The organism is Bacillus sp. KH172YL63 (assembly GCF_011398925.1).
Lineage (GTDB): Bacteria > Bacillota > Bacilli > Bacillales > Bacillaceae_B > Rossellomorea.
This window is the reverse complement of the sequence record NZ_AP022842.1, coordinates 769,785-786,360: the sequence shown is the minus strand read 5'-3', so window position 1 is coordinate 786,360 and position 16,576 is coordinate 769,785. Positions and strand designations below refer to the sequence as shown.

The window sequence follows — 16,576 nt, the reverse complement described above, 5'->3', positions numbered from 1 at the left end:
AAATAAAAAGAAGCCCCGAATCAAACGGGGGCACTGCTGCACAAACCAATCCTATTTACGCACCATTTCAAACAGCTCTTTGTCTTCATATAGACTCTCTTCAAGATCCACTCTGTAAGGTGCCTCCTTTTCCAAATCCGTGAGCACCCTCGTTGCCCCGATCAGCATCAGCTTGGCTGAAATGATTGTCATCGTAAAGAACATGACAGGAATGAACGAAATCCACGGGAAGGTCGTCCACAGAAATTCCCACCAGCCTCCAAGGAGACCTGACCATTCATTCGAAAGGGAAACAAACACCCGATTATTAAACACATCCGTCTCAAGGGAAGAGCCCCCGATATAAATATTCAGCACCCCCAGATGGGCAATCAGCAGCATCACAATCATGAATTCACGGATACAGACAAGGAGAATCTGCGGCACAATGAACGGGCGGATATGATTCCATATAAAATGACGCTTCGTCGCACCGAGGACTTTGGCGGTGTCGATAAATTCATGCTTCATAATCTTGTAGTACTCATGAGAGAATAATAGCGTCAGGGACGGAATCGAAATCAATACGAGAATGATGACATAGAACAATAGTTTATCGGAGAAAACATAGTGATAACTGTCCGGATTCATCAATGGTCCCTCAAGCATCATCCAATTCAGCAGCAAGAACGCCAGGAGGGTAGGCGGAAAATAATTCGTCGCATCCACAATATGATCAATGATGCGTTTAAACGGCTTCATATAAAAATGAAGGATCAGTCCCATCGCCACAGACGGCACCACTCTGAAAAAAGTAATGATCAATCCCGCCCCGATCGTATATTTCGCGCCGACGAGGATGACGAGGAGAACATTCCGATCGAAATTGTCGGTCCCGAGCGGCGGAAACTGAAGCGGGGAATATGGCCCCCTGAACAACTTCCCCTCTTCATCCTTCATCATCTCGATTTCCGGTACCACATCGCCCCATCCCGCATAATAAATGATACTTCCGGCAAACATGCCAAACAGAAACATAAAACCGATGACGAAAGCAGGATTCTTCAGTAATTTTTTCACCATCAGATCATCACCTTCTGTCCTGTTTTGCGGTGAATGAAGCCCCTGATCACAAGTAGCAATAAAAATACCGGCACATAAAACATGATTAGGCTGAAAGCCACCACATCCATCTCAGTGAATGACAAGATGAAGTGGGTGATTCCGTATATGTTGAATAGCCGCTCAAAAACAATGAGGGTCGATAAAATGAACAGGATGATCGCTTTCGCATGATTCAACAGGCTGAACGAGATATTCCGCAGCACGTGGATAAAGAAAATCGAGTGCTTTGATATCCCCCTGCTTTTGATCAGCTCCACATAGGTTTTACTGTATTCATCGTTCACCAGTAAAGAAACGATCCGAAACAGCATGATCGAAGGCAATATGGAAAGGGTCAGAATCGGGACAAGATACACCTTTTCCTGTGCCCCAATGATCGGGAACAGCAGAACGCCTGTTTTTTTCATCGTAAAAATCACAATGTATTGAATGACAATCAAAATAAAAATATCAGGTGTGGACTCAAGTAACGAAGTGCTCTTGATGATGCGACTAGACCAGCGATTGGGTAAGAGATGCGTGAGGTAAGCAAGGAGGATGCCCAATGAAATGGAAAGAAGAAATGCCGACAGAAAAATCGACACAGAATAAAAATACGGCTCCCAGAAGGCAGGAAACATCGGGTATGAGTTGTTGTGGGAATTCGTGATGGTCATCTGATCCACATGAAGCAGGGAAGCTGCCACTTCTCCGATATTGTTTATGTACTGTACCAGGCTCAGGTCGATCCCTTCTGTAAAAAGACCGATGCACCCTGTAATCAGGATGATTCCGAACACAACCAACGCAAACTTCATCAGCATGGATCCTATCATTTTCAGAAACATACATTTCCCCCAATAGATGTGTTATTTCTTTAACATTACCATAAAATACCTGTTTCCAACTATAAAAAAATGGAACCCAAATGGATTCCATTTTCGTCGCTTATCTGTCTTTTCTTACAAGATCACTGTAAGTTTCACGCTCAATCACTACCCGGGCTTCCCCGTCTTTCACAAACACCACTTCCGGTCTCGGAATCCGGTTATAGTTGCTTGCCATCGAATAGCCGTAGGCACCTGTGCTGAATACGGCCAAAATATCACCGTAATTCGTCGGAGGCAGCATCAGATCCCAGATCAGCATATCTCCAGATTCGCAGCACTTGCCGGCAATGCTCACAAGCTCCGTACATTCCTCATTCGGACGGTTCGCCAGCACTGCGTGGTATTTGGCCTGATACAGGGCCGGGCGGATATTGTCCGTCATCCCGCCATCAATCGCCACATACGTACGCACGTCCGGGATAATTTTCTTCGATCCGACTTTATAAAGTGTCGTCCCCGCTTCTGCCACCATGCTCCGGCCAGGCTCCACCCAGACTTCCGGCAGCGGATATTCATTCTTCGCAAAATAATTCTTCACACTGTCGGTGATTCCTTTCACATATACAGGAATCGGCAGCGGACTGTCCTCTTCCGTATAGCGGACACCAAAGCCTCCACCGATATTCAGCACCGGCATCGTTACATCAAGCTCGACCCGGATGCGCTGCATGAAATCTGCCAGCACCCCGATTGCCTGATCGAATCCTTCCTGTTCAAAAATCTGCGACCCGATATGTGAATGAAGACCGAGCAAAGTGAAATATGGCTTTCTGACCGCAAGCTGAATCGCCGTCCCCGCCTGACCATTCGAAATGCTGAATCCGAACTTCGAGTCCTCTTGCCCCGTCGTAATGTATTCATGGGTATGTGCTTCCACTCCCGGCGTGACTCTCAGCAGGATCTTCACCTGCTGCTCACGTTCCTTCGCAAGATCATGAAGCAGTTCAAGCTCAAGGAAACTGTCAACCACAAAGCAGCCGATGCCCGCTTCAAGGGCCATCAGAAGCTCCTCTTCAGATTTGTTATTCCCGTGGAAGTGAATCCGCTCTGCAGGGAACCCTGCTTCAAGAGCCGTAAACAACTCCCCGCCAGACACAACATCAAGGGACAGATTCTCCTGATCAGCCAAACGGACCATCTCTTTACAAAGAAAAGCCTTACTCGCATACGCCACCTGATAGTTCAGGCCACTTTCTTCGAACGCCTCCCGGAACAACCTCGCATTCCGACGGATCATCCCTTCATCATATACCATCAAAGGCGTGCCGTACGTTTCGACCAACTCACCTGTACTCATCCCACCGATTGTTAAATCCCCTTGAACATTCACATCAACTGTACTCATTTCCTAAACTCCTTTAGACTCTCTAAAAAAACACAAAAAAACCGTATGAAGCAGATGCTCATACGGTTATTCATCAAAGTTTACGGAAACATGATGAAGACTATGTATTAACATCTCTTCAATAGTGCTCCACAACTTGTGCATTGTGACAGTCCAACATTTCTTCAATGCTGGCCCAACAAAAAATAGAATTGGCTATTTTCTGCTTCGGCGATCTGCCTTTCCCAACTTATCCCGGAATCCAATATTCTCAAAGAAGGTACTCTTCATACTCGCGCCTCTATTATCAGAGAGTGACTGATTATTTTATTGGCATAACTATACCATTCTGGTGAAAGAATTGTCAAATGCTTTTCGGATCAGTTTGAAATTTGAAATGTTATGTAGAAAATGAATAGAATGCTATTAAGAATTTACGAGGAAGTGTAAAGATATAAATCAATGTAATTATTAAGACTGGGAGCTTCATTGTGGTCGAACGCGTAGTTTCCATTTTATTCAAAAAGACGCAATAAAGGGCGGGATGGACGCAATTAGCGCTATTTAAGACGCAATTACAGAAAAAATGACGCAATCAGAGATGAAAATGACGCAATCCCAACTCAAATTGGCGGCAGCTGTCGATGGGAACAGCACATTCCCAGCCTGATAGAGCGCATCTCCTCATTTCTCTGCACCTTTCTATAAAAAAGAGGCGCATCCCCGATCGATGCCCCTCTTTCATTCTATTATTTAAAGACTCTTCTTCTCATCCACTGTGTGGCTGCCCATTTGTCGCCGATGACGACCGGTGCCCCGCCATGCAGCGTCAGGTCATTCAATTCTTGGTTGTCATAAAAATATTCAAAGTACACGGCCATTCCTTTTTGGGGAGAAATGGACAGATTCAATTTCGGGAAATAGGTTTCCCCGCCTTCTTCCACATCGTTCAAGTACATGACGAGCGTGCTGATCCTCGGGTTCTTTACCGGTCTTGCCGATGCAGAGAAGAAATCGAAGTGCGCCTTGTATTCCTGACCCGGTTTATAGTTCAGGATCTGCAGGCCCTCCCCGTGCTCGACCGGTATATTCATAATTTGCGAGATCCGTTTCTCGACACGTGTCACCACATCATGGGACTCTTCCAAAAATACCGAACTGCTCGTTCTCAATTCATCCACTGTGCGGGTATTCCCGATTTTCGAGCGTTCCACCCGGTCTTTGGACAGCTGGACAAGTTCGTCACACTCTTCATGGCTCAACACATTGCCTAGCACCACAATAAGCGGCTCTTCCACTTTCGCGATAATCTGTATCTCCCTGTCATCCGTCTTGATTCTATTCCCCGTATGGTGAAAAATCGTTTGTTCCTTTACAGCTATTTCAGTAGTATCCATTGCCAACTTTCATCAACCTCTTATCGTATTTTTAACATTCTGAATTTTTATAGTGGTGGAAGCATCCTTGTATTCTCCCAACCTGAAAAACGATAGCAACAATAGGCATATAACTGTATTCTATTTTTTGGCCGTGTCCTCCTGCGTGAACGTATTTTCATATATTTTACACCTGGGATGACGGGAATTCTATCTTTTTTTTCATGAAAAATAAGGGATTTGTTCAGATAGTATAGGAATGCAGGAATAGCGTGGCTACGGGGGTTCACAGAATGGACATGGGTTGGCGTTGTGGAGTATTTTTGGTGATGAGGGGTGGTGCTCGATTCGGATTTTTGCGTGGGATCCCGAGGTTATGCGTCACTTTCCTGATTTATGCGTCAGATCCCAAACTTATGCGTCACTTTCCTGATTTATGCGTCAGATCCCAAGCTTATGCGTCACTTTCCTGATTTATGCGTCAGACCCCAAGCTTATGCGTCACTTCCTGGTTTATGCGTCAGACCCTAAGCGATTATACCTCATCCCACAACCCACACCCTCCCAAAAAAACAAGCTGCCGAATCCCTCCGGCAGCTCATCAATCACTTTTATTTCTTTAACGCTTCATATTGTACAAGTACTTCTTTCACGATGTCGCTTTCTGCATCCAGTCCGCTCACTTCTTTTAACACATGTGCTGGACCGTGTTCTTTGATCATGCTTTGGATGTCCATTGCTTGCTCATCCTCGGCGTTATCAAACAGCAGCGCCGCGGCGATGGCTTTGGCGAGGTATGAGTAGGACAGGCCTGCTTTTTGGGCTTCTGTTGTCGGACGGATCAGGCGGTCGTCTGGACCGAGCTTACGGATCGGCGCGCGGCCGACGCGTGTGACGTCGTCGTTCAGGTAGGCGTTTTTGAAACGCTCGATGTTTTTGTCGATGTAGGCAAGATGTTCTTTATCATCAAGGCCGTATTGTTTCACCAGGTATGCGCCTGTTTCTTTCAATGTTTCTTTTACCTGAGAAGCGATCGCGTCATCTGCGAGCGTCTGGTCGATCGTTGATTTACCTTGCAGGTAGCCAAGATATGCGATGACTGCGTGTCCTGTGTTGACGGTGAACAACTTACGCTCGATGAATGGCGCAAGGTCTTCGACGATGGTCATTCCTTCCACATGAGGGATCTCTTCTGTCGTTTCGACGACCCATTCGAAGTAAGGTTCAACGAGTACATCCAGTGAGCTTTGATCCTGCATCGGCACGATGCGGTCAACGGCAGAATTGAAGAAGTATACTTTTCCATCAAGTTTCCCGATCGTTTCCTCATCAAGGTTCTCAAGGATATGCTTCTTTAAAATGTCGGTTGCGCCGATTTGGTTTTCACATGCAATCACATAAAGTGGCGCATCGGAAGTGGCTGCATGCTTTTCGATCCCTTTTGCAATCAGTGGCGCGATCCTTGGAAGGATATTCGGTCCGATGGCAGTCGTCAAATACGTTGACGCTGCAATCGTATCGATGACTTCCCCTTCCTGATGAAGGTTGTTCAGTCCTGAAACGTTCTCGATTGTTTCGGTTTCCATCGTTTCAGTCGCCAGTTTCACCTGGTAGCGTCCTTCTTCATTGAGCTTATTGATTACCTGTTCGGCGATGTCTACGAATGTTACATGATAGCCTGATTTGGCAAACAAAGCTCCGATAAATCCTCTTCCAATATTACCTGCTCCAAAATGTACGGTTTGTTTCATCATCATCATTCCTTTATCAAGTTAGTTTGTAAGTAGTCCATGAATAGCTCTTCCAGTTTCTTCACGATGATGGCTTCGTTCGTGGATGAATAAATCATCATGGATATTTGATCTTCGATTAAACTTGTAGAGATCAAGCTGAGGATTTCCTGCTCCCGCCTGCTCAGTTCTTCAGGGGCAAGCATGAGGAGAAGGCTTTTCATTTCCATCTCCCCGCCGTCCATCCCCTTGATCCGGCAAGGTTCATCGAGATGGGCAACCTGAAAGATCAGCTTCTTCACATTCACGTCCCGGCAGTGGAAAAGCCCCATAGGGGTGTTCGGAATGCCGAGTCCGCCCTTTTTCTCCCGTTCAAGGAGATGCTTGACGACGCCTTCCGGATGCTCAAGGAGACCGTCTTTCTCTGCCTGTTCCACCATTTCTCCCAGGATGGAGACGTGTCCGTCACCGCATCCTTTCCTGTACACCCGGAAATTTGAGAGGATGGCTTCCATACTTGAATGGACGTCTTTGATTTCCTGCAAGAGCGTCCTGACTCCGGTTCCCGTGCTCCCGTTCGATCGCTGGGCCGGCCGTAAATACTTTTTCCTCGTCAGCTTCTCTACGTTATTCTGTAGATAGCTTTGGATGAAGCCGATGTCCTTTTCGCTCAGCAGCGGACTGACCAGAATATACTCCACTTCCGTGAAAGGGAGCCTGACCGTGGAAATCACGATGTCATAGTCTAGGAGATCCGCGGTTTGGAAATCCTTGATCGACAGGATTTCCACTCGATTGATCATCGTGAGTTCACGCTGGATGCGGCTTGCGAGCATCTTTGACGTACCGATCCCGGTCGGGCAGACGACAACCGCATGGATATTGACTTTTTCTTCATTCATGAGCATGGCCGATCCGAAATGAAGGACTATGAAGGCCACTTCATCATCGGGAAACGTGATGTCCTTGAACTCTTTTTCCAGACTCTTTTTCACTGCCAAAAACAAGACGGGATATTTCTTCCTGATTTCGTCTGTCAGTGGATTGAAGAGCTCGAGTTCCTGCTGCAGCCTGAAGATGGACGGTCCCATATGTGCAAGCAGTCCCTGGAACAGGGAAAAGTCATCGGACAGGTCCACATGGAGGTCTTCCGATACATCCCTGATCAAATTCTTGATCAGGTGACCTAGGAGAATGCTGTCATAATACACAACGTCCGGTTCCTGCACCTTTGATCCCTTTAATATGACCGTCAGGAATTGCCGGTCCGGGTCGGGGATGTGGACATTCAAGCTCTGTTCAAGCTCGCTGCACACCCTGTCCATCAGGCGGTGCTCATTCGAATCCTCATCCGATTCATACCCTTGCAACCCATAACCTGTTTCGGTCCGCTGAATCGTCAGGCAGATATGGACGATAAGTCCGATGTAGTCACTGTCTGTCAACGTGATCTGTTCTTCTGCCAGCCGGTCACTTACCACCTGATCTGCCTTCACTAGATAGTCAGGATTGAAATATCCAAGCACCGGCTCTGACTGCCGATTGCCCTTTTGCATCCCATACAGGGTCTCGATGATTTCTTCGTAAAAATATACGAGGAAGAAGCTTGCAAGGGCGTGTCGTTTTTCCCCTTCATCGGCGAAAAGTTCGACCCCTACCCCTCTTTTCCTTGTAAGGGTGATGCCGAATTTACCGAGCCAGTCGGCAAGCTCGTCAAGATATGCAGACAGGGTGGTGACGCTTGTACCGAGCTGATTCGCAAGCACCTGCTTTTTAAAAGAAGGACCTTCATGAAGAAGGGTGATGAGCAGATTCAGCTTTCGCTCTTCAGGGGTTTCATCGGTGGGATTCGCCTCCGCCAGATGCTGGATCAAACGATAGATATGTTCATTTTTCCCGTCAATGAAGAGCCCTTCATTGGCGGTGCGCTTCAATTCCAGATGGTATTCCTTTAACATGCTCTCAATGGATTTTAGGTTCCGTTGAATGGTTCTTCCGCTAACATTCAAGAACGCAGAAAGAGAGTAAACGGTATGTTTACCCGATGTTTTTACAATCAATTCAATAATCGCTTTTTCCCTTGATGTAATAAACATTCTCTCCACTCTTTCCCTCAGATTAGCTTTTATCGATACAAATGAGAACAGAAAGGCAGGAATTCCCGCCTTTCTGGATGATGTCTAGTTGCTGTTGATAATGTCTTTCAATTCTTTCGCTGACTTCGCCTGAACCATCTTGTCGACGTTCTCCTGCTCTGAGCAGACTACGGCGATGCCGGAAAGGATCTCAAGGTGGGTACCGTCTTTGCCGGCGATGCCGAAGATCATCTTCGCCTTTTCACCGTTGAAGTCCACTCCGTCCGGAACCTGGATGACTGTGAAGCCGGACTTGATGACCGCTTTCTTCGCATCTTCCGTACCGTGTGGAATCGCAACGTTGTTACCCATATAAGTAGATGTGATTCCTTCTCTTTCAATCATAGCATCTACGTAGCTTTCTTCCACGCATCCTGCTTTGACAAGCGCTTCTCCAGCGAATCGGATCGCGTCCTCTTTTGTTGCAAAAGACTGATTCATGAAGATATTTTCCTCAAGAAGTAAATCCTCTGGATCTGTATTCGGTTCCACAGTTTCCGCTTCTTCCACACCTTCTGCCTGTACACCGCTGTTCCCGTCCTTTAGGCTTGAGATCAGCTTGTCATATTCCGGACTTGATAAGAAGTTATCAACAGAAATATGGTACACATTCGGAAGCTTGTTTTTCGCACGAGGCGTCAATTCTTCCTGTGTGATGACAACCTGGGCATCTGCTGGAAGGTTGCTGATCGATGTGTTCGTTACATAAACGTCAAGATCCGCTTCCTTCATTTTTTTACGGAGCAATGACGCACCCATCGCACTTGAACCCATACCTGCATCACAGGCAAAAACAACTTTGTTCACTTCTGCAGGCATTGTTCCCTGTCCGCCGACATGACCTGCAACAGAACTTTTCTTACCTTTCATTTCTTGCATTTTCTTCGTAGCATTTTCAATATCTTCATCTGATGTCTTGCTGGATTTCAACACGATTGCAGAGACAATGAATGATACGGCTGTTGCCACAAATACTGCTGCAAAGTTCGCCACATACCCCATACCATCTGGAGGAGTAACGGCCGTAATCGCAAGGATACTGCCTGGAGACGCTGGTGATACCAGTCCTCCACCTAATAATACGAGAGTGAATACGCCACTCATTCCACCAAGGATGACGGAAATGAACAGCATCGGTTTCATCAATACATATGGGAAGTAAATCTCATGAATCCCACCTAAGAAGTGAATGATCGCTGCCCCTGGAGCAGACTGTTTCGCAGTCCCTCTTCCGAACAACATGAACGCTAGCAGCACACCAAGACCTGGTCCAGGATTCGCTTCTAATAGGAATAGAATCGACTTTCCACCCTGTTGAACTTGCTCCAACCCGATCGGTGACAGTACACCGTGGTTGATCGCATTATTTAAGAATAAAATTTTCGCAGGTTCAATCAGGATACTCGTTAACGGAAGCAATCCTGCTGCGATCAGCCAATCTACACCCGACACAAGTACCTCTGTGAACGAGTGTACCGCAGGACCCACGCCAAGGAATGCCAGGATGGCAAGAATCCCTCCAAGGATACCCGCTGAGAAGTTGTTCACAAGCATTTCAAAGCCTGCTCTGATCTTCCCTTCTATCATTCCATCAAATTTCTTGATGACATATGCACCCAGAGGACCCATTACCATGGCACCCAGGAACATCGGTGTATCCGGTGCTCCGACAATGACACCCATCGTCGCGATCGCACCCACGACCCCACCGCGCTGGTCGTGTACGAGCTTACCACCTGTATAACCGATCAATAACGGCAACAGGTACGTAACCATCGGCCCTACCAGATTGGCAAGGCTTTCATTTGGGAAAAACCCAGTTGGTATAAACAACGCTGTGATTAAACCCCAAGCGATAAATGCACCTATATTCGGTAAAACCATCGAGCTGAGGAAGTTACCAAACTTTTGTACAGCGACTTTCATATTTGATTGAGCCACTTCTCTCATCCTTTCAAAAATAAAGAATCATTACTTCATTCTCATGATAGGCCCTCATACGTGGCTGATTCAAGGATGATGAAAGCTAACTTTGTCACACCTGTGACGACAAACCTATTGTTTCTCTGTTTTGGGAAGTTATTCTTTGGGGTGGCGGTCGTTTCAGGGGGGATTGGCGGGGATTTCGTGGCAGGGGAGTTGAGTAGTTTTTCGGATGCGTGCTTTGAAGGGGGGTTTTGTTTATTATAGGCTGTTTACGTAAACATTTTGGCTTTTAGACAAGCGAGATGCGGTTGATTTCCGCTCCAGATGCTCGCTTTCCGCGGGGCTGGCGGTGAGCCTCCTCGGGCTTTGCCCTGCGGGGTCTCACCTGTCCATCAGTTCCCGCAGGAGTCGAGCATCTTCCGCTCCAATCAACCATCGAAGATAAAAACCAAAAATTCACTGTATTAACTGCTGACTCATCTTCAGAATAGTAGTGATCACCGTCTATCAAGTACGCTGACTTTGATTCATTGCTATAGTAAATTTTTCATTCCGCAGTCTCAAATTACCTAAGATGCTCACATTAACGTCTGATAATAACAACAATCAATGCGAAAAGAGCCTTATTATTAAAGAATATTCCTTATTTAATGAGCGATTTCACCTTTTCAGGAGACCATTTCTCCAATACGCAGGTACCTTCGACTGGCCAGGCTAACGTTTATCTGCGATATTCCCGATATAACGGCGATATTTTCATTTTATCGGCGAAATCTCAAATATAACGGCGAAATTCCATTTTTATCGGCGAAATCACGATTTTAACGGCGAACGCTCTTTTTCAAAAAATCAATTTCTCTCATTTCCATCCAACACCCTCCCATTCTAAACCCAATTCAACTAAAATACCAGTAATATTCCAATCCATCGTCCATTCACCTACACAAAGAAACCTGCCGGGACGATACCCGGCAGGTTGTCTGTGTACTTAATCCAATGTCACCTTCACATGGTCATCAACATATTTCGTCGTAGTGTATCCGTCGATATTGATCGTTTTGATGGAGACGTCGGCATCTGATGATTCGTTATGGAGTGTAAGTTCCTGTGTTTTTTCAAAATAACGGGGGCGATCCAATGGGTTGTATTCGTAGCTGCCCATTTCATGGATGTTTCCGTCTTTGTCCATCAAAACACCTTCTCCGTTCATACCAAATGAGATACTTTCGTTTTGTTCATAGTCACGGTGGAATCCGTAATTTAATTGTTCAAATATACGGTCTTCCGTCACCTCAAGGGTCAGGGATAGCTTTGCAGGGTTTCCTTCGGTGATTTCATTGATGGTAATGGTGCTGCCTGCGTACTCAAAGGAGGTCGGCAATTCTTTTGGGTCCGGCAGTTTGATATCCTGCTGATCCTCGACTGACAGGTGAAGGGAATTGAACTTTATGTCCAGCTCTTCAGGTTTGTCGAAATAAAAAGAGTCAAAGCTGGTAGAAAGTGTCGTCCAGTTCTCCTGGGTGTTGAATACATCCATAATATTGCTGCCGTACATATCTGCAACCACTTTATTCTCTCCGTCCGACAGGGATTCGAGGAGAAGGAATTCCACCCTCGTATTTCCCTGCTGATTTTGAAAGCTGTATTGGACGACGGTGGAGGTAGGCGCAATGGTGAGTTTATCGATTCGGACCTTGATGCCATCAAGGTCGATTTCTTTATCGATTTTGTGCTCTTGTGATGACTGTTTTTCGAAAGGAATCTCGAAGCTCCAGTCCCCTTCGGCAAAGACCGCTCCCCTCGCATACATTTCACCTAGGCTGGGATCCTGATTCAATTTCATCAGTCTTGCCACATTCATCTTGATGGTCCCTTTGTCCACACCGACCGGCCTCAATTTCATAGTGCCCCTGTATATATTTTTTTGTTCATTATGTATCTCGTCCTGATCGACGGGCATTGAAAAGTCCTGGGGATTTCTCTCCATATTCATGACATCCAATTCATTCTCGATATATACACCTTCATAGGCCTGCATGATATAGCGATTGTCTTCCTTCGTGTCCTCGATTTCATAGAAGATGAGCGTCTGCATGTCATCGGCGACCACACTTTTGATCGTCATTTTCACCCCTTCGCTTTCAGACACCAAATCAAGCCGCTCTGCCAGGTTGTGCTGAAGATAAGGACGAAGCGGTTCAAATTCTTCTGTGTAGGAGTAGTAAAGCTTGGCGAATCCTCCTGTCACGAACCCTGTACAGATCAGCAGGGCGAAGACACCTGCAACGGAAAGCCAGATGGATTTTCTCTTTTTCTTCCTTTTCTCCCTCCGCGCTTCCCTTTCGTTCAGCCTGCTTCTGATACGCTCCATGAATCCTGCAGGAAGCGCTGCGTTTCGGATTAAATCATCTAAGGCGAACGTCACTTCCTGGTAAGATGCCAGATCATCCTGACAGTCGGAACAATGATAAATATGTATTTCGAAATCTACCTTTTCAGGTCGATCCATCGTTCTTCCTAAGTAATCGACATAATGCTTTTGATAATGTTCACAGCCTTTGAATGCTGTACCAAACCCCATGTCTTCACGCAGTTTGCGGATCCCCCTGTAGAGCCTTGCTTTCACCTCATCGATCGTGATATCCAACAGATCTGCAGTTTCTTCCTGTGTACAACCTTTCAGATACACCAATGCCACCGCGTCTTTATCCGCTTCATCCAATTGACGGAGAACCCAGAATGCATCCTCTCCTTCTGAGGTCCCTGAGCGTCCCGCTATCCGCCGGCAGTTTTCCAGGAAAACAGAAGCGATCGATTTTCTCCTCTTTCGTTTACCGGACTGCCGGTGCAACTCAATGATGGATTGATAAAACACATCCTCTATGTCCTCGTCACGCCCGATATACACACGGGCAAGGGCATATAGTTTCTGACGCTCCCCTTCGATGCGGTTGATGATAGATTCGAGCTCACCGCCTGCATCCACACTGACCATCATGGGATCGATTCCGACCTGTGCCATCGTCATCCCTCCTTTTGCAAAATCTCCAACTTTCCTCCTATCAATTATTTCAAAATTCTTACTATCGCACAATCATTTTCTGAATAATTTGACCATACTCTTAAAATTCAATTGACGAATCTCTTCTCCCTCATCTATACTTTTTTTACCAACAAGTCGATATGAAAGAGGCGTGTACATGAAGACTACAGATGCGTTAAGCAATTATTTCCGCTTGCATACGGATGAAATTGTGGACGATTGGCTCAATTCGAGGGAGGGCGATCCATTTTCGATTTTTGACTTAAATGCACCTAAAGATATTGAAGCGAAATTGATGGAAGAGTCCGGATTGTTCGTCCGGTTCACAACTGAGGCGTTGGCATCCCATGCAGAGGAGATTACTCCTGAATTGCTTGACTGGTCGCATACGATTGCCAAGGAGCGTGTGCACGATGGGACGAGCATCGATAAAGTGTTGGAGCAGTTTCAGCGCTTCAGGCTTATCTATTTTCAATACCTGAAAGAATGGCTGCTGGATGAGTTCGACCTGAAGGAGACAGCACATTTCAATTTTATTGAACATTATCATTACCTCTTTGATGAAGTCATCAACACCTTTGTGACGTCGTACAAAAATCATTATGAAAAACGATTGAAGGAGCAAATGGGACTGATCAATGAATTAAGTTCACCTATCATCCTGTTGTCCGACACGATCGGGATTCTGCCCCTCGTTGGTGACATTGATGAACGAAGGGCCAAGTATATCATCGAGCACGCACTGGAAAAATGTATGGAAAAAGAAATTCAGCACCTGGTGGTCGATCTTTCAGCTGTACCGGTCATTGACACGATGGTGGCGCAGAAGATCTTTGAACTGATGAACACACTGACCCTCATCGGGGTACATGCCTTGATAACAGGTATCCGCCCTGCCATCGCGCAGACAGCAGTCCAATTAGGCATTCCCCTTGGGGATTTAACCATTCATTCTTCCTTGATGCACGCATTGAAAAGTCTCGGTTATCACATCAGCCCGAGTCACTGACGATTCAAAAAGAGTCCGGTTCCCTTATGGGAGCCGGACTCTTTACGATCAATCGAGTTCACCTAACTGTGATTTCATATCCAATTCAATCATCTTCTGAGCCTTTGAAAAAGTCAGCACTTCATTCGATACCCAATGATTGTAGAGCTTCGGCAAGGCATTCCGGTGGTAGACCGTTCCTTTCACTTCTGTGAAGAAATAGATGATCAGGAGGTTGACGACTTCCTTTGGAAGAACCGTCTTGCGCTCGATCCCTTTCAAGGAAAGGATGTCGAGCCCCCTTAGTTGGCTGCCAATGACCGTCTCTGCCATATGATAAGGATCGGCCCCTTGGCATAACATCACGAGTTCAGGATTGATATCTTCAAATTTCAAGTGAATTCCCCTCTACTATAGATAGTGAACGAATAGATATACGGAAAGATTATTATATTCCATTATATCAAAAAGACGGGGCATTCAACACGTTCTAAAATGTTAAGTTTTGCTTAACCAAAATTCCATGACTTTCTCCTTACTTTCAGGGAAGACCAGTTTCGTGACATGCTCACCCATCAGGTAACATTCGGTGATCCATTGAGGAATATCGGCATGATTTTCCTTCCATCTCCGCTTTCGTTCCAAAGCATCCTCCACAGACATTTTCACCCATATCTCCCCGGCATCGCCCTCTTCATGGAGATGGGTCGATTGGCTGAAGTATGGCCTTCCATCTTCAAGATGGCTCCGGTTCTTCACCCAAATCATTTGATTCCTCGGAAGAAAACCAATATGGCGAAATGCCAGTCCGGCAGCTTCAGCTGACGCTTCCTCAAGATGACAATAGCATCCCTTCCAGTCCTCCCCTCTTTCGCCGGGAAAGAACATTTCTGATGTATCTACCAACTGGTCCGTTTGGAAGATATTATGGATAGTGCGATTGAGGAAAACCGAATTTCTTCCCTCCTTGCAATCCCATGCCGGTGAGTGGCAGGTAAAGCCGAATGGGTCGAACCGGATTACTTTTACCAGGTTCATAGCACCCCTCCTTCCAGCATGTATATTCTAGGGCCATCATTTCCAAGCACACACTATAATGGTGGGTTTTCCCTCTATAGTATGATATTAAACAATTTCTTATCTTTTATTATAAAAAAGAAAAAGGGAGTTTGCGCTAACTCCCTTTTTCCAGTTTATTTCACCGTTTTTTCATTTAACGCTCTTTCAAGTGTCGACGTCACTGAGATATTCTCAAAAGAAACACCTAACTGGACGGCGGTCTGGGCAATTTCCGGACGGATCCCTGAAAGGGTGCTTTTCACGCCGATCAGGTTCAGGCTGTCGATGATTTGAAATAATTGTTGTGCGACCATCGTATCAACCATGACGACCCCGGATAAATCGATGAATAAATGTTCCAGGTCTTTGTCGACACATGCAGCAAGCGTATTTTCAAGAATATACCGCGCTCTTGCCGTATCAATATCCCCGATCAAAGGAAGGACACCGCTCTTTTTATTCAATAATATAACCGGCGAGCTGAGTTCCTGGATCATTTCCTGCTGAGAATTTAAACGTCTTTGTGAATACGCGTAATTCTCTTCAGCGAACTTTGAAATGACGATACTGAACGTTTTGATGATCAAATCTCTTAAATCCTCAATCTGCTCGGATGAGTTGACACTTCCATATTGATCGATGAATTCCTTTAAAATGTCCAGGTACTGATCCTGGGTGCGAAAAAATTCCCTGAGGATAAAATGGGTAGGTGTTTTTAAATGTTCTTCATCTTGGGCGATTTCCTCTATCCATTGTTCAAAATTACAAAGTGCGTCCTTTCCTTCTTCCTTGAAGAGGACACAAAACCGTTCGTGAAATTCGTGGTTTTGACGCTTCAGCGTTTCTATTACTTTGGAATCAGTGGAGGCATATACCCCTGAAGGATCACTTTTATCAAGTGAATCGTACCAGTTTTCCGTCAATTGCCATGTGCGCTCACTCATAAATTCATAAAATTTTTCCGCTACCTGCATAATCGACCTACTCCCATAAAGTGATCTTACGTTAAAGTCCAAAAAGAC

General features: G+C 45.8%; 12 protein-coding genes and 1 riboswitch. Of the genes, 1 reads left to right on the top strand and 11 read right to left on the bottom strand.

All coding sequences use genetic code 11. The features are described 5' to 3' along the window. Nucleotides 1–51: 51 nt before the first annotated feature. The 8 genes from KH172YL63_RS03880 to KH172YL63_RS03845 all read right to left on the bottom strand — a co-directional run bounded on the left by KH172YL63_RS03880 (nucleotide 52) and on the right by KH172YL63_RS03845 (nucleotide 13,486). Complete coding sequence (locus tag KH172YL63_RS03880; protein WP_232066117.1) at nucleotides 52–1,062, bottom strand: ABC transporter permease subunit; 1,011 nt, start codon at nucleotides 1,060–1,062, stop codon at nucleotides 52–54. After that, a complete protein-coding gene (locus KH172YL63_RS03875) occupies nucleotides 1,062–1,931 on the bottom strand; it encodes an ABC transporter permease subunit (protein ID WP_232066116.1) in 870 nt (289 codons plus the stop codon). The genes KH172YL63_RS03880 and KH172YL63_RS03875 overlap by 1 nt, the downstream gene beginning before the upstream one ends. A 100-nt stretch (nucleotides 1,932–2,031) precedes the next feature. After that, complete coding sequence (gene lysA / locus KH172YL63_RS03870; RefSeq protein WP_173104879.1) at nucleotides 2,032–3,318, bottom strand: diaminopimelate decarboxylase; 1,287 nt, start codon at nucleotides 3,316–3,318, stop codon at nucleotides 2,032–2,034. Nucleotides 3,319–3,432: 114 nt separating this feature from the next. After that, nucleotides 3,433–3,609, bottom strand: a riboswitch (Lysine riboswitch). Nucleotides 3,610–4,046: 437 nt separating this feature from the next. Beyond that, nucleotides 4,047–4,694, bottom strand: a complete 648-nt coding sequence (locus tag KH172YL63_RS03865; RefSeq protein ID WP_173108045.1) for a 2OG-Fe(II) oxygenase — start codon at nucleotides 4,692–4,694, stop codon at nucleotides 4,047–4,049. A gap of 590 nt (nucleotides 4,695–5,284) precedes the next feature. After that, on the bottom strand, nucleotides 5,285–6,424 hold the full coding sequence (locus tag KH172YL63_RS03860) for a mannitol-1-phosphate 5-dehydrogenase (protein WP_173104878.1): 1,140 nt from the start codon (nucleotides 6,422–6,424) through the stop codon (nucleotides 5,285–5,287). Between the two features lie 5 nt (nucleotides 6,425–6,429). Beyond that, complete coding sequence (locus KH172YL63_RS03855; RefSeq protein ID WP_173104877.1) at nucleotides 6,430–8,499, bottom strand: BglG family transcription antiterminator; 2,070 nt, start codon at nucleotides 8,497–8,499, stop codon at nucleotides 6,430–6,432. A gap of 84 nt (nucleotides 8,500–8,583) precedes the next feature. Further along, nucleotides 8,584–10,479, bottom strand: a complete 1,896-nt coding sequence (locus tag KH172YL63_RS03850) for a PTS mannitol transporter subunit IICBA (protein ID WP_269475190.1) — start codon at nucleotides 10,477–10,479, stop codon at nucleotides 8,584–8,586. 973 nt (nucleotides 10,480–11,452) lie between these two features. Then, on the bottom strand, nucleotides 11,453–13,486 hold the full coding sequence (locus KH172YL63_RS03845) for a DUF4179 domain-containing protein (protein WP_173104876.1): 2,034 nt from the start codon (nucleotides 13,484–13,486) through the stop codon (nucleotides 11,453–11,455). 178 nt (nucleotides 13,487–13,664) lie between these two features. On the opposite strand from KH172YL63_RS03845, the gene KH172YL63_RS03840 reads away from it, so the two are divergent. Further along, nucleotides 13,665–14,516, top strand: coding sequence for an STAS domain-containing protein (locus KH172YL63_RS03840; protein ID WP_173104875.1), 852 nt, complete (start codon nucleotides 13,665–13,667; stop codon nucleotides 14,514–14,516). A 48-nt stretch (nucleotides 14,517–14,564) separates the two neighbouring features. Here KH172YL63_RS03840 and KH172YL63_RS03835 read toward each other — a convergent pair whose 3' ends face one another. The 3 genes from KH172YL63_RS03835 to KH172YL63_RS03825 form a co-directional block, all read right to left on the bottom strand. Further along, nucleotides 14,565–14,891: a hypothetical protein gene (locus tag KH172YL63_RS03835; protein WP_173104874.1), complete on the bottom strand. Its 327-nt coding sequence runs from the start codon at nucleotides 14,889–14,891 to the stop codon at nucleotides 14,565–14,567. A 102-nt stretch (nucleotides 14,892–14,993) separates the two neighbouring features. Continuing rightward, a complete protein-coding gene (locus KH172YL63_RS03830; protein ID WP_173104873.1) occupies nucleotides 14,994–15,533 on the bottom strand; it encodes a hypothetical protein in 540 nt (179 codons plus the stop codon). A 155-nt stretch (nucleotides 15,534–15,688) separates the two neighbouring features. Further along, a complete protein-coding gene (locus KH172YL63_RS03825) occupies nucleotides 15,689–16,528 on the bottom strand; it encodes an STAS domain-containing protein (RefSeq protein ID WP_173104872.1) in 840 nt (279 codons plus the stop codon). Between the last annotated feature and the right edge of the window lie 48 nt (nucleotides 16,529–16,576).